General features: G+C 71.3%; 22 protein-coding genes. 15 read left to right on the top strand and 7 right to left on the bottom strand.

The genetic code is table 11. The features are described from left to right. Positions 1-119: 119 nt before the first annotated feature. Positions 120-389, top strand: coding sequence for a 30S ribosomal protein S20 (gene rpsT / locus OG689_RS27665; RefSeq protein ID WP_266323567.1), 270 nt, complete (start codon positions 120-122; stop codon positions 387-389). Positions 390-612: 223 nt separating this feature from the next. Here the strand turns inward: rpsT and OG689_RS27660 are convergent, their stop codons facing one another. Continuing rightward, positions 613-1,809: a site-specific integrase gene (locus OG689_RS27660; RefSeq protein ID WP_266323566.1), complete on the bottom strand. Its 1,197-nt coding sequence runs from the start codon at positions 1,807-1,809 to the stop codon at positions 613-615. Next, complete coding sequence (locus OG689_RS27655) at positions 1,809-2,258, bottom strand: helix-turn-helix transcriptional regulator (RefSeq protein ID WP_266323565.1); 450 nt, start codon at positions 2,256-2,258, stop codon at positions 1,809-1,811. Before OG689_RS27655 ends, OG689_RS27660 begins: the two co-directional genes overlap by 1 nt. A 127-nt stretch (positions 2,259-2,385) precedes the next feature. Here OG689_RS27655 and OG689_RS27650 point away from each other — a divergent pair, with 127 nt between their 5' ends. The 12 genes from OG689_RS27650 (at position 2,386) to OG689_RS27595 (ending at position 8,626) form a co-directional block, all read left to right on the top strand. Further along, positions 2,386-2,598 (top strand): helix-turn-helix domain-containing protein, encoded by a 213-nt coding sequence (locus OG689_RS27650; protein ID WP_266323564.1) that lies wholly within the window; start codon positions 2,386-2,388, stop codon positions 2,596-2,598. 127 nt (positions 2,599-2,725) lie between these two features. Next, entirely contained in the window at positions 2,726-3,406 is a 681-nt protein-coding gene (locus OG689_RS27645; protein ID WP_266323563.1) for a hypothetical protein, read from the top strand. Beyond that, positions 3,403-3,588: a hypothetical protein gene (locus tag OG689_RS27640; protein WP_266323561.1), complete on the top strand. Its 186-nt coding sequence runs from the start codon at positions 3,403-3,405 to the stop codon at positions 3,586-3,588. The genes OG689_RS27645 and OG689_RS27640 overlap by 4 nt, the downstream gene beginning before the upstream one ends. Then, the gene (locus tag OG689_RS27635) at positions 3,579-3,857 is read left to right on the top strand and encodes a hypothetical protein (RefSeq protein WP_266323560.1); all 279 of its coding nucleotides are present in this window, start codon (positions 3,579-3,581) and stop codon (positions 3,855-3,857) included. Before OG689_RS27640 ends, OG689_RS27635 begins: the two co-directional genes overlap by 10 nt. Before the next feature lie 209 nt (positions 3,858-4,066). Continuing rightward, positions 4,067-5,548 (top strand): YfjI family protein, encoded by a 1,482-nt coding sequence (locus OG689_RS27630; RefSeq protein ID WP_266323559.1) that lies wholly within the window; start codon positions 4,067-4,069, stop codon positions 5,546-5,548. A 12-nt stretch (positions 5,549-5,560) separates the two neighbouring features. Continuing rightward, positions 5,561-5,839, top strand: a complete 279-nt coding sequence (locus tag OG689_RS27625) for a hypothetical protein (protein ID WP_266323558.1) — start codon at positions 5,561-5,563, stop codon at positions 5,837-5,839. Then, positions 5,836-6,093, top strand: coding sequence for a hypothetical protein (locus tag OG689_RS27620; RefSeq protein WP_266323557.1), 258 nt, complete (start codon positions 5,836-5,838; stop codon positions 6,091-6,093). Before OG689_RS27625 ends, OG689_RS27620 begins: the two co-directional genes overlap by 4 nt. Next, complete coding sequence (locus OG689_RS27615) at positions 6,090-6,269, top strand: hypothetical protein (RefSeq protein WP_266323556.1); 180 nt, start codon at positions 6,090-6,092, stop codon at positions 6,267-6,269. The genes OG689_RS27620 and OG689_RS27615 overlap by 4 nt, the downstream gene beginning before the upstream one ends. A gap of 8 nt (positions 6,270-6,277) precedes the next feature. Next, positions 6,278-6,664 (top strand): helix-turn-helix domain-containing protein, encoded by a 387-nt coding sequence (locus OG689_RS27610; protein WP_266323555.1) that lies wholly within the window; start codon positions 6,278-6,280, stop codon positions 6,662-6,664. A gap of 11 nt (positions 6,665-6,675) precedes the next feature. Continuing rightward, positions 6,676-7,299, top strand: coding sequence for a hypothetical protein (locus OG689_RS27605; protein WP_266323554.1), 624 nt, complete (start codon positions 6,676-6,678; stop codon positions 7,297-7,299). Beyond that, the gene (locus tag OG689_RS27600) at positions 7,296-8,117 is read left to right on the top strand and encodes a hypothetical protein (protein ID WP_266323553.1); all 822 of its coding nucleotides are present in this window, start codon (positions 7,296-7,298) and stop codon (positions 8,115-8,117) included. The genes OG689_RS27605 and OG689_RS27600 overlap by 4 nt, the downstream gene beginning before the upstream one ends. A gap of 140 nt (positions 8,118-8,257) precedes the next feature. Further along, positions 8,258-8,626, top strand: coding sequence for a hypothetical protein (locus OG689_RS27595; protein WP_266323552.1), 369 nt, complete (start codon positions 8,258-8,260; stop codon positions 8,624-8,626). A 740-nt stretch (positions 8,627-9,366) separates the two neighbouring features. On the opposite strand, the gene OG689_RS27590 is transcribed toward OG689_RS27595, so the two are convergent. Continuing rightward, positions 9,367-10,122: a GntR family transcriptional regulator gene (locus OG689_RS27590; RefSeq protein ID WP_266323551.1), complete on the bottom strand. Its 756-nt coding sequence runs from the start codon at positions 10,120-10,122 to the stop codon at positions 9,367-9,369. A gap of 114 nt (positions 10,123-10,236) precedes the next feature. Here OG689_RS27590 and OG689_RS27585 point away from each other — a divergent pair, with 114 nt between their 5' ends. Together OG689_RS27585 and OG689_RS27580 are read left to right on the top strand one after the other, a co-directional pair. Beyond that, complete coding sequence (locus tag OG689_RS27585; RefSeq protein WP_266323550.1) at positions 10,237-10,461, top strand: hypothetical protein; 225 nt, start codon at positions 10,237-10,239, stop codon at positions 10,459-10,461. Continuing rightward, positions 10,458-10,685, top strand: a complete 228-nt coding sequence (locus OG689_RS27580; protein WP_266323549.1) for a hypothetical protein — start codon at positions 10,458-10,460, stop codon at positions 10,683-10,685. The genes OG689_RS27585 and OG689_RS27580 overlap by 4 nt, the downstream gene beginning before the upstream one ends. A gap of 212 nt (positions 10,686-10,897) precedes the next feature. Here OG689_RS27580 and OG689_RS27575 read toward each other — a convergent pair whose 3' ends face one another. The 4 genes from OG689_RS27575 to OG689_RS27560 are packed head-to-tail and all read right to left on the bottom strand — an operon-like array spanning position 10,898 to position 13,031. Continuing rightward, positions 10,898-11,911: a hypothetical protein gene (locus OG689_RS27575; RefSeq protein ID WP_266323548.1), complete on the bottom strand. Its 1,014-nt coding sequence runs from the start codon at positions 11,909-11,911 to the stop codon at positions 10,898-10,900. Then, entirely contained in the window at positions 11,911-12,435 is a 525-nt protein-coding gene (locus OG689_RS27570) for a hypothetical protein (protein ID WP_266323547.1), read from the bottom strand. Before OG689_RS27570 ends, OG689_RS27575 begins: the two co-directional genes overlap by 1 nt. 1 nt (position 12,436) lies before the next feature. After that, positions 12,437-12,889 carry a hypothetical protein gene (locus OG689_RS27565; protein WP_266323545.1) on the bottom strand — a complete coding sequence of 151 codons (453 nt, stop codon included), beginning with the start codon at positions 12,887-12,889 and terminating at the stop codon, positions 12,437-12,439. Beyond that, positions 12,882-13,031, bottom strand: coding sequence for a hypothetical protein (locus OG689_RS27560; protein WP_266323544.1), 150 nt, complete (start codon positions 13,029-13,031; stop codon positions 12,882-12,884). The genes OG689_RS27565 and OG689_RS27560 overlap by 8 nt, the downstream gene beginning before the upstream one ends. Positions 13,032-13,039 lie beyond the last annotated feature (8 nt).

Below are 13,039 nucleotides of genomic sequence, written 5' to 3'. Positions count from 1 at the left end.
GGCCGCTGCACCTGGCCCTGGCATGCCCTCTCAGCAGACCGGACCGTGCGGTGCTGCCTCCCCCGGTCTCGGCCGGGAGGTACCTCCAGAACCATTACGAACAAGACTGAGGCTCCTTCGTGGCGAACATCAAGTCCCAGATCAAGCGCAACAAGACCAACGAGAAGGCGCGCCTGCGCAACAAGGCCGTCAAGTCCTCGCTCAAGACCGCCCTGCGCAAGGCCCGCGAGGCCGCTGCCGCCGGCGAGACCGAGAAGGCCACCGTGCTGGCCCGCGAGGCCTCCAAGGCCCTCGACAAGGCCGTCAGCAAGGGCGTCATCCACGCCAACCAGGCCGCCAACAAGAAGTCGGCCATCACCAAGCGCGTCAACACGGCCGCCCAGGCCTGACGCCCCGGGGCCGTCACGGCCCCACCCCCTCAGGTCGAACCGGCCCTCTACCCGGGACCCTGAGGCGCACAGACTCGTACCGCACGCGGCCTGCGTTCGCCACGCGGGTGCGGTGCACATGGATCGACCTGAAGTGCCAGCTCATAGGCACTTTCGCTACTGCCCGTCAGGGGATGCCCTGGCGGGCAGTACGCATTTTGTACACATGGATTCTGGACCTCTCCTAGGCGGCGAGCGCAGTACGGGCCGCGAGTGCGGCCGACCGGCCGATGTCGAGAGCGTCCGCGACCTCGTCCAGCCGCTCCGGGAACAGGTGCCCGTAGACGTCCAGGGTCATGGCCGCCGACTTGTGGCCGAGCATCTGCTGCACAACCTTCACGTCCGCGCCAGCCGCGATGGCGAGCGAGGCCGCCGTGTGCCGCAGCTTGTGCGGGGTGATGCCGAGCCCGTCGAGGCCGGCCGCCTTCACCGCGGGGTCGAAGATGCCGGACCGGAACTCCCAGTACGTCATCGCCTCGCCGTCCTGCCCGCGGAACACCAGCTGATCGGCCGGGCGCCGGTCGACCACGGACTTGAGGTCCGCGACCAGTGACGCCAGGAGCGGGACGGACCGCTTCTCGTGGTTCTTCACGTCCTTGAGCAGCAGCCCCCCGCCGCGCTGGCGGGTGTACGCCTGCACGATGCGCAGTCGGCGGGCGCCGAGCTGCACCCGGCCGACCTTCAGCGCCGACGCCTCGCCCCACCGGATCCCGCAGTAGGCCAGGACCAGGAGAAGCAGGCCGTTCGGGCCGGCCGCGTCGACCAGGTCGGCGACCTGCTCGTGCGTGAGGTAGACGTGATCGTCGTCGTCCTCGTCCGGCGGAAGCTCGTGATCAGCTGCGGGGCTCGCCGAGATCTTGCCGGTCTTCACGGCGTACTTCATCACCATGCTGAGCACCAGGTGCGTCTTGCCGATCCGGGCCGGCGACAGGATCTTCCCGCGCTTGCCGGGGGTCTCGCACAGGACGGTCAGCCAGGCGGACACATCCTCCCACCGGATCGAGGCGACCGGCCACGTCCCCCACTTCGGCAGGACGTACAAGTCCAGCAGCTCCCGGTAGTCTGCTTTCGTGCGCTCCCCGGGCCGGCGGAGCGCTCCATACCACTGCTCGGCGACCTCGGAGAAGAGCACCTTGCCCTGCTTCGGGTCCCGGTAGGTGCCCTTGTCGAGGCGCTGGATGAGCGCCTGCTGCTCCTTCTCGGCCTGCGGCAGCTTCGCGCACGTCAGTGCCTTCGGCTTGCCGTCCGGCCCGTACCAGCGGACCCGCCACCGGCCGGGCTCGGTGCGCTTGCTGCCGGCCTTCTTCGCCGCGCGCCACTTCTCCATGGCGAGGACGTAGTCCTTCTGCGTCGCACGGTCCTCAATCCAGACCCTGGCCATCAGTCCCCCTCGCCTGCCGGTCCGAACTGCATGCGGCGCCCAGCGGGCCGGGCGTAGTACTCCCAACGCAACAGGCGACCTTGGGGGTCTCCTGGCTCGATCCGTTCTGCGGGCGCTGCACCGTCCAACCAGTCCCAGGCTCGATCGGCTTCCATCCAGCCGATTGCTGTGATCTCGACCTCTTCGTCCGCTTCGTCTGTGAACGGCAGCAAGAGGGTCGACGGATTCACTCCGAGTGCTACCGATAGCGCGATCAGGTCATCGGCATCGACCCGGCGCGTTCCCGCCTCAAGCCTTGTAATCCCAAGAGGCGGAATCGGCCGGCCAAGTTCGCCCACTCGATCGGAGAGGTCCTTCTTACTCATCCCGAGCGCGGTTCGCAGTCGGGTCACGTTGGCCCGCAACCGATGTCCGGTCGGGCCGAGCGAAGTCTTCTTGTCCTCGGTCACGCCCTCAGCTTCGCATCAAAATGATGCGTTGGCAATCCCACTTGTTCACATCCCTTCCCAGCGCTACATTGTGATCAGGAGACCGAACAGATTGATCGGTCTACCAAACAAGGGGAGAGGAGTGCTCATGCGCACTGTGCGCAACTCGCACCCGGATGAGTGGCTGACGCCGCGTGAGGCTGCCGAGCTGACGCGGCTCTCGGTCGGAACGCTGGCGAACCTGCGCTGGCGGGGCACGGGGCCTGAGTTCCGGAAGCTCGGCGACGGACGATCGTCGGCTGTTCGCTACCGCCGCAGCATCGTCGAGAAGTGGATCGACTCGCAGACCATCGCGGCCTAACAACGCGAACGGCCTCCACCTGGACGGCAATCCGGGCAGAGGCCTGACGCACTCCGACACGACGAAGCCCCCGGGTCCGCTTAGCCGGCTGGTTCCCGAGGGCGACGACCTCACGAAGGAGAACGCTGTGTTCAACAGTAAGGGCACCACCACCAAGACCACCAGCCCGACCGAGCTGGTCGCCCCGTTCGGCAGTGACCACCTCTGGCACGACGCCGACCGCCGCACCAAGTACCCCCACCTCGACCAGATCGCCGCGCTCACCCTCGCGCTCCCCGCCGCCCCGGTCGGCGACTACAACGGCCTGCAGCTCGACGGCGGCGAGTGCGCCGTCCACGCCGTCGACCCCGGCGACGACGTCCCCCTGCTGCCGTGGGCCATCACCCCCGACGGCCACGTCCTCCACGCCTGCGGCGACACCCAGTGCCCACCGGCCGCCGAGGTCCTGCCCGCCGGAGTGCGCCTCGCCGAGAACGCCATCCGGGCGGCACTCACCGCCGCCGACCGCCCCCACGACGTCGTACGCAGACTCCTCCTCGCCGTCGTCGAGATCGCCGAGGACGTCAGCCCGTTCTGCGACCAGTCCGACTGGAGCAACGCCGACCGGGCGTCCAACCCGTTCTACCGGGCGGCGGACACGCTGATCAACGAGGTCGTCCGGCGTCACGCCGAAGGCGCCCAGGCCGACGGGCTCACCGCGGCGGCCGGCGCACTCGACACCCGCGACGGGCTGTGCGCCTCCGTCGAGCTGGCCATCGCGCGGTGCGCCCGCCCCGAGCTGTACGCCACCTCGGGCGAGGACGAGTGACCAGCCGCACCACCCCGGAGGTCCCCGCCGTCACGGCGGGGGCCCCCGGGCCCGCACCCTACGGGCTCACCCGCCGCGAGACCCGCGCGGAACTCCGCCGCCTGGCCGCCGCCGGCTGGCAGCTGTGGGAACTCCACCGCCGCTTCGGCAGCCCCCGCACCTGGGGGCCGCCATGGAGATGAGCCCGATCCTGGTCGACGCGTTCGTCCTGCACCTCGAAGCCCACCTGTTCCGGAAGTGGACCGCCGCCATGGACGCCGCCGAAGCCGCAGCCTGGGCCCCCGTCCGCCAGCGTCTCGCCGAGATCCGCGAGACGCCCACCTGGGCCGAGCAGCAGCAGCTGCGCAAGCTCCCCCCGCCCCGACAGCTCCGCGCGACACCCGGTTGGCCGCCCATCGCCATCCCCGGCCAGCCGGGCAAGTACCTCACCGTTCAGGAGATCGCCGCGTGACGACCTACGACACCCCCGAGGACGATCCGTTCCGCGGCGAGATCTGGGATCGGTACGGCCCGCCGCCCGAGTTCGACGACGGCGTCCCGGCCGAACCCTCCCGCCCGCATGGCAGTGACAGAAATGACAGAAACACTTCGGCGTCTCACTGGATGGACAGTCAGGGTGATTCTGTCAATTCTGTCACTGCCTGGGAGGACCCCATCCCGGTGGACAGGCCGCCCCTGCCGACCTTCCCCGTGGACAAGCTCGGACCGCAGCTCGGCGCGAAGGTCAACGCCGTCGCCGACGAACTGCAGGTTGCCCCGGACCTCCCCGCGATGCTCTCGCTGGCGACCATCGCCAGCGCCATCGGCGGACGCCGCGACTACGTCGTGAGGCCCGGCTGGCGCGAGGCCTCGCCACTGTGGACCGCGACCCTTGCTGGCCCGGGCGAGCGCAAGAGCGCGGTCGAGGCTTCGCTCACGGCGCCGCTCCGCGAGGCCGAGAGGCAGTTGCGGGAGAAGGCCCAGCCTGAGATCGAGGACGCCGAGCAGGCGGTGCGGATCGCCAAGGGCCGGCTGGAGGAAGCCGAGCGCGCCGCCATCAGGGCGAAGGCCGACACGGCCGAGATGGCGGCCAGCGACGCCGCCGTCGCCCGGCGGGCCATGGCCGACCTGGGCCCCGTTCCCGCTCCGCCGCGCCTGCTGTTCGGGGACATCACGCCGGCGGCCATGACCATCAAGGCGGCTGAGAACGCGGGGCGCATGGCCGTCGTCCACGCCGAGGGCACCGTCATCAAGCAGTTCGCCGGAATCTACAACAGCGGCCAGTCGGAGACCGGCTTCGCACTCGACGCGTACGACGGCAAGGCCGTACCGGTCGACCGGGTACAGCGGGGCACCACCGAGATGGCGAGCGCGCACCTGACGATCGGCCTGCTGGTCCAGCCGATCATCTTCGAGCAGCTCGGCCGCAAGCGCGACGACGAGATGCTGCACAACGGGTTCGTGCAGCGCTTCCTCTACTCCAACCCGCCCTCGAACCTCGGGCTGCAGGACCCCCGGCGGTCCAGGCCCGTCCCGGCCGACGTCGCCGCGGAGTACGCGCGCCGGATCCACACCCTGATCACCAACATCTGGACCGCGCACGAAAGCGAATCGCTGCGCCTCGACGCGGACGCCGACGAGTTGATGTACCAGTTCCAGGAGCAGATGCAGCCCCGTCTGCGCAACGGCGGGGACCTGCACTCGATCGCGTCCTGGGCCAGCAAGCTGGCGGGCAAGCTGGTCCGCATCGCCGGCGCCCTCACCCTCTACGACAACGCGCACGCCCGGACCATCACCGCCGACTACGTGGGCCGAGCCCTCGACCTCGCCCCGTACTTCGTTGCGCACGCCCGCATCTGCCTCGACCTCATGGGCGCCAATCGGGACGCCAAGCTCATCCCGGCTCGTGACGTCCTCGACTGGCTGCGTCGGGAGAAGCGCAAGGAGCCGTGCAGCGTCCGCAACGCACACCGGGCACTGCACGGTCGCAGCTGGGTCGACGAAGGCGGCGCCGACGCCGTGCACGCCGCTATGGAGCGCCTCGAAGAGTTCGGCTGGCTCGCCCTGATTCCCCCGCCCGAGCGTCCTCCCGGCACTCGCGGCCGCAAGCCCTCGCCCGAGTACGACGTGCACCCCTGGGTGCACACCCCGCCCACCAACTGACAGGAGATCACCATGGGCCACCCCAACCCCCTAAACCCCGGGCTGCGGCTCGCCACCCGCAGCCTGTACGGACGGATCACCGAGCTGGAGCAGGCCGTCATCGATGCCCGCGAGGCCGACGACCAGCGGCAGGCCCTGCACGCCGCCTACACCGCCGGCTACCTCCGGGCCTTCCTCGCCGAGCTGATCGGCCCCACCTGGATGCAGTGGACGGTGCCTGACTGGCCCGCGGCGAAGAGCATGGCCGGCGCCATGGTGCCGCAGCCCCGACCGAAGGAGACCCCCGCATGATCGAGCGTCACTACATCCCCGGTGGCAACTGGCAGGTCGCCTGCCTCGACGACGAAGGCGGGGTCTGGTCCGAGCCTGTCATCGCCTGGGAGTTCCGAGGGGGCGTCGGCTGCCCGGTCCTCGCCACCATCGGCACCGTCCTGGTCGGCGACCCCGACCTCGACAGCAACTCGGGCTACTGGCTGGTCCCGCCCGGCGAGAAGCCCGAGACCAGCCGCTACCGGCCCACCGCCGAGAACGGGGCGGCCCGGTGACCACCAACGACCGCGTGGCCGACCTCATCGCCGAGGCCGCCCGACGGCGCGACGCACAAGCCGCACGGCGCGCCCGCTACGCCGCCGCCCGGGCGTACGGACTGCAGGCCCGCGTGCGGGCCAAGCTCGCCCGGCTCGGCCAGCAGGACGACGACACCCCCGACGACGCCGCGTAGGCCACACCGTGACCCCCACCCACCTGTACGGGGACGGCGGCCCCATCGTCGTCGTCCCCGCCCGCATCGCCGCCTGGCTGGAACGGCACGCCGGCCTCGACCAACTCCGCGTCGCCCAACGCGCCGGCGACCCCGAGGTCTACGACACCCTCCTGTCCCTCCACCTCGCCGCCCTCGCCTGGCGCGCTACCGCCACCGGCACACCGGTACGGCAAGAACCGGCACCCGCCCCACTCTGGTTGGGCACCACCGCAGCAGCCGGCCAGCTCGGCCTCGCACCCCGAACCGTCCGCCTCGCCTGCGAAACCGGCACCCTGCCCGCCCGCCGCATCGACGGGCGGTGGCGCATCGCCCTCGAAGACCTGCAGCACTACCGAGCCACCCGAGCAGCCTGAAGGAGAACACCATGCCCAACCAGTACGACACCGACCCGACCCTCGTCACCACCGCCGACGACGTCGCCCGCATCCACCACACCATGGCCACCCAGGTCGAGCGGATCAACGCCAACAAGACGCTCAACGACCACGCCCGGCGCGTGTACATCGCCCGCGCCTACGCCACCGCCCGCGACCAGGCCACCGCGCTCCGAGAGAAGGCCGAGCAGCAGGTGCGCGACCGGCAGGCCCGCCTGGAGAAGCAGTTGTACGGCGCCGCCGGCAGCAACGACCCCGGCGCCGTCCTCGCCCGGCGCGACGCCCACGAACGTGCCGCCCAGCTCGACGACCCCCGCGAAGCCTCCGCCGCCCTCAAGCGCGCCGAACGCGACGGCGACACCAGCATGGCCCAGGCCATCGCCGCCCGCGCCGTCGAATGGGGCTGGGGCGACCTCATCAACGAGTACGCCGCCACCCGCCCCGCCTGGGCCGGTGACATGCGGGCCCTGCAGGAACTCCCCGACATCGACAGCGGCCCCGCCAAGCTCCGCGCCGCCATCGCCTACGGCGTGCCGCAGCCCAGCGAACTGAACGGCCTGCCCGACTACTCCGTCAACTCCCTCGCCGCCGCCGACCTCGGAGACCAGCAGTGATCATCGGAGCAGGCGTCCACGACGCTGAGCAGGCCACCGCCGCCGCCCGCCGCCGCAAGCTCAAGACCCCGGCCGCCGTCACCGACGCCGCCGCCGTCCTCGCCGCCGTACAGGCCGCCGCCACCGGCGCCGACCCCGAACAGCCGCCCCTGCCCGCCAAGGCCGACGACGTCGCGCAGACCATCGCCGAGCACGCCGCGGCCCTGCGCCTCGCCGACCACACCCGGCGCACCGCCGACCGCTACCAGGACCAGGCCGCAGACCGGTACATCCTCGCCGTCCGAGCCGCCGCACCCGGCTGGATCACCGCCCTCGGCAAGGAGTTCACCACGCTCGTCACCACCCTGCGCCAGGCCGCGCCCAAGCTGCCCGCCGACACCGACACCACCCGAATCGACTGGACCGACTCCAAGGTCAGCGCAGCCTGGCAGCAGGCCGAAGGCGCCGCCGTCCAACTCGACCAGCTCGTCTCCGACCGCGACGTGATCTCCCGGGTGTGCGGCCGCGACGCCGCCCGGGACAACCAGCTGTACGCCATCGCCGCCGTCCCGCAGCCCACCGTCGACCACGTCGCCGCCGACCAGTGGCGCCGGCACATCGCACCCGCCATCGCACAGTGGCGCGAACTGCGGCAGCAGCCCGTCAGCCGATGGGTTCACCTCGCCCGACAGGACGCGCTCACCCTCGACCTGGCCACCACACCCGCAGAGGTCCACCAGCGGGCAGCGACCGCCGAGACGTGGCGCGAGGCGACCATCGCCCAGATCAGCGGCGGCGACCCCAGCAGGCCCATCACCCGGCTGCAGGCCGGACGCTGAGCCGGCCGACCAACGGCCGAGGGGTGGGGGGTGACCCCCCTCCCCCCACCTCCGCTGATCGGACCCGTATAGCACCGGACCATGAGCGTGCTGATTGCGCTGTGTTTTTCAGGCCCTACCAGGGTCGGATTGGAGGCCCTATGGGCACGTTGGAGCCGCCGGCGAACCTCGGCGAGCAGGGCGGCCGGCTGTGGTCGGACGTCAATGACGAGAACCATCTGCGGGTGGACGAGCTGCGGATCCTGGAGGATGCCTGCCGGGAGGTCGACTTGGTCGAACGCCTTGAGGACGCACTACGGGGGCAGCCGCTGCTGGTGAAGGGCAGCATGGGGCAGGTGGTTGCCTCACCCCTGGTGCAGGAACTTCGGCAGCATCGCGCCCTGGTGGCGCGGCTGCTGGGCGCTCTCCGCCTGCCGGACGACGAGGAAGCCGGCGGCGAGAGGGACGCGCGGGCGAGGTCGTCACAGGCCCGGCAGGCGGCCCTCGCGCGGTGGGGCAGGACCGGATGAGCCGGCGGCGGGCGACCAACCGCGAGTCCGACCTGCCTGAGGAGTTGCGACAGTTCGAGGTCGGGCAATGGCTTCGCCCGGAGTGGAAGGATGATCCGCATCACGGTCCGTTCGGGTGGGTCAGCGCCTTCTACGCCTGGTCCGACGCCCGGGAGGAGTGGGCCGCGGGCCGGCTCCCGAATCCCCCAGACCCGTAGGAATCCAGCCCTTCAACACGGCACCGGTCAGCGTGAGGGCCCTTGGGGTCCCCTCCCCACCCCTCTGACGTGCTGTGATGCGCCCGGTTGCCTCGGCGGCCGGGCGCATCGTCGCGTCGGGGATTGTTAGAACCCGGCGGTCCTTGCCTTCCTGTGCATTCCCTCGCGCAGCTGGTCCAGCACCGCTTGCGACTTCCCTAGCGGTGCCCGGTCCTCCGGGATGTCGACGTCGCCTACTCCAGCCGTGTAGATGACGTGCTGAGCGCAGAGCGCCGATCCCCTGCAGAGGGTTGCTGCCCGCATCCACACACCTTCGCGGATGCATTCGGCGCACCAGCCGAGCGGGGGAAGCGGCCGCGGGTCATCTCCTGATCCAGTCATGGGCGAGACAGTAGGCGCCAGGCAGCGGGAGCGGTAGGGCCTCGGGATCTACAGATCAAGTTGGTGGTGCCGCCAGAGTAATCAAGACCGGGCGCATTGCCATGTCCGTCAGCTCGACTCTCCGAGACCTGCAGGTGTCCGGAATCCAGACACCTTCCGAGATCACCGACGCGGTCGGGCGCCGTACTCCGCCACCCACCGGCTGCCGAGCATCACGACGTCGGCGGTCTCGACCGGCCGCCCCGTGCCCTGGTCGTAGTAGGTGCGCACGACTGCCAGCACCGGTACGGCGGGCGCGACACCGAGGGCGCCCGCTTCCGTGCGGCTCGCGGCCCGGGCGGTGACGCGCTCGACCGGCATGCCGACGTCGATCCCGATCAGCGCCATGCGGTCCGCCACGCCTATGCCCGCGTGCGGGCCGGCCTCGGGAAGGACGATGAGGCTGCCGCCCGTGACGGCCATCGGCTCCCAGGACTCGGCGAGCATGAGCGGCACCCCGTCGGCGAGGTAGACGTAGCTGGTGTGCATGACCGGGTCACCGGCCGGGATCTCCAGTCGGGCGGCGGTCTCTGCGGTCGCGCGCACCGGGGAGGACTCGCTCCGCCAGGTGCCGGCGATGCCCTGCTCGGCGAGGACGGCGGCGGTGGGTGACCCGTCGCCGGATGCGGCGCGCGGCCGGCGGACCATCACCTCGGGCGGCTCCTGGGAGCGGACGTAGTAGCCGGCTCCCGGCCGGGCGAGGACGAGGCCTTCCTCGACGAGGACGGCGTACGCGCGCTGCACCACCCCGGTCGAGACGCCGTGCTCCGCGCCGAGGGTGCTGATGGACGGCATGCGGGTGCCCGCGGCCGAGCGCTGTGCCGTTGCCCTGAGGTCGTCGGCAATGCGCAGGTAGGAGGGTGTGGCGTCGGCGGCCAAGGACTCCTCCTCCGTAATCGGATGGTGTGGTCTGAGTGACACCGTAGCGCGCATACCTCTACTCTATCGATACGATCAATCCGTGCCGATAGGGGAACTTCGGTGCAATCCAGCATGCGCGCAGACGAACTACGGGCTGCCCTGCAGCACGCGACCGGCCAGCACGTCACCAGCAGTCAGACCACCGCCGGCCTGCGGCTCACGGCCCCGGTGCCGACCCCGTGCGTGGCGGAGCGGTGGGCCGCGATCCTGCGGGTCGTTGAGAGTGCCGACCAGTGGGGCGCCACCGACGCCGCCGGCCGGCAGACCGTATGGGCCATCGTCCGGGAGGACTCATGAGCACCGACCTCGCACCGGCGGGCATCGGCTCCGCCGAGCACATCGTGATCGACTTCGACTGCCGCAAGTCCGGTACCTACGTCAGCGCGGAGTGCCAGCTCGACGCGCACCACGGCTGTCCGGGCGGCATCCGCGACGAGGGCCGCGCGCTGGTCCTGGTGTGCCGCTGCCCGACCCCGGGGTGCACCTGCAGCAGACGACGGCGACCATCCGACGAGACATGACGAAGGGGCCCCAGCCATCCGGCCGGGGCCCCTTCTGCGTGCCCTGCAGCTGCGGGGATCGAGTGATCAGAGCCGCCGTACCGTGAACGTGTGAGCCCCCGCCAGCAGGGTGCTGACGGGGGCTCCGATCGTGATCCACATCCCCTTACGGGGGGCGGTAAATCCGGGGGTAAAGGTAAACGGTAAAGGGCTGAGCTGGACGTTTACCCGGTTTACCCGGCGTGCCGAGTGGCGGGGGAGGGGTTGGGAGAGGGGTACTCCCCCGGGGTCGCCTCTTCGTTGGTGGTGATGTCGGGCACGAGGTGGGCGGGGATGCGGGGCTGGTGGCCGAGGGCCGGGCCGAGCTTGTCGTAGCGGACGCCGAGGCCGCTGCCGGACGACTTGAGGTTGATGACCTGGACGGGGATCCCGGCGTCTCGCAGGACGCCGGGGAAGGTCTTCGTGCTCTGGCCGAGGTGGAGCCCGGAGGACTGCAGTCCGGCGAGCAGGTCGGCCACGTGGACACCGGCGAGGCCGTCGAGGTCGGCCAGGGCGACGGAGTGCTCGACGTACAGCCGCAGCTCCTCCTTCCACGCTCCGGTGTCGACGGCGACCGGCTCGACCACCACGTCGGCCGTCACGGTCGGCAGCACCAGCGGTGTGGCCGCCAGCAGTTCGGCCGGGACCGGCCGCACGGTCAGTTCGAACGGGCGGTCGCCGCGGGCGAGGCAGGCCGCGAGGCCGCCGACGACGGAGAACAGGAACACCGAGCCGGAGACCATCCAGGATCCGGCGACGACGGCGCCGACCGGCAGGGTCAGCACCACGCACCGCACGGCGGCGATGCGGTGGCGCCGGTGGCGGATCTGCCCGGGGTCGAGCATCGGGACGGTGAACTCCCCCAGCGCGCTGATCGCTGCGTCGTGGCGCTGGGCCTCGTGCTCGGCGGCCGCCAGGGTCGTGATGTCGGCCGGGACCAGGCCGCCGTTCAGGCTGGCGCGGTTCTTCAGCCGGCGGACCTTCTTGCCGGCGGCCCGTCCGGCTCGGCCGTGCTCGGCGACGGCTGCGGCGTGGGCCTCCGCCCGTGCCTTGACGATGCGGCGGGTGATCTCCTCCGGGCCGATGGTGTGGCCACCGGCCCAGTGGGCGACGGCGACGGCGATGTGTCCGGCGCCGGCGCCGACGCGGGCGAGGGTCGGCGGGGTGCCCGGCTTGGGCGTCTTGGTGGTCTCGGTGGTGGTGGACATCAGCCGATCACGACCTTTCCGATCCAGGAGAGGAGCGGGACGCCGATCATGGCGGCCCAGCCGCCGAGGGCAGAGGTGATGCCCCAGGTGGCGCCGGTGAGGGCGCCGGAGACGGCGAGGGCCCTCTCCTTCCAGGACTTGGCGAACCAGATGAACAGGCCGACGGCGACGAGCAGGACCAGGACGATCCAGGAGCCGGAGTAGGACAGGACCCGGGCCGCGGAGACCTTGACGGCCCCGTCGGCGTCCTGGCCGAGGGCGGCGTGCCCGACCACGGCCCCGCCCTTGTTGCCGGTGCCGGTGAGGCTGCCGGAGAGGCTGCTGATGAAGCCGCCGGTGACTGCGCTGGCCAGGACCATGGTGACGGCGGTCAGGGACCAGGGCAGCCACACCGACTTGGACTTGAGGGCGGTGAAGCTGCGGCCGCGGCTGTAGTAGATCGCCATGCCGGTGATGGCCATGACGGCGAACCCGAAGGCGGCGCCGGCGCGGCTGACAGCGTGGGTGATTTCGATCGGGTTCACGTCAGTTCTCCATGAGGGCGGTGGTGATGGCGACGGGGACGAGCCAGAGGGTGCCCGCGCCGACAGCGACGAGGGTGACGGTGACGAGGGCGTTGGGGATGTAGCCCAGGCCCCGGGCGATGCCGGTCCAGACGGCGGTCATGAAGGCGAGGCCGACTACGGCCGGGAGGCCGTGGTCGAGGACGAGCGAGTATGTGGTGCGGGCCCAGGCCGGGGACAGGGCGAGGCCGGTGATGGTGGCCGGGGTGCAGCAGGCCCGCGCCGCGCGCCGTACCCGGGGCCAGTCGACGGCGTGGTGGTGGTCCGCGGGCAGTTCGCGGATGACGGCGGCCGGGTGGGCGAGGACCGTGACGGCCGGGGTGGCCGGGGCCGGCGCCCGGCCGGTGGTGTGCCAGGGGGTGACCAGGCCCGGGGTGGGCGCGTAGTCCGGCGGGGGCGGGACGGTGTCAGCCACGGCCGGGCTCCGGCTGCTGGGGCTGGGCGCCCCGACCGAGGCGGTCGAGGACGTGCTGGGGGTCCGGGGTGGGGCTGGGGAGCCGCTGCCCGTACTGGTCGGTCCTGGCAGGGTCGGGGTGGGGCTCGCGGTTCTCGAGCATGGGGTTCC

The sequence above is a fragment of the Kitasatospora sp. NBC_00240 genome (genome assembly GCF_026342405.1).
Lineage (GTDB): Bacteria > Actinomycetota > Actinomycetes > Streptomycetales > Streptomycetaceae > Kitasatospora.
Note: the sequence above shows the minus strand (reverse complement) of the source record. Positions and strands in the feature narration are given on the sequence as shown.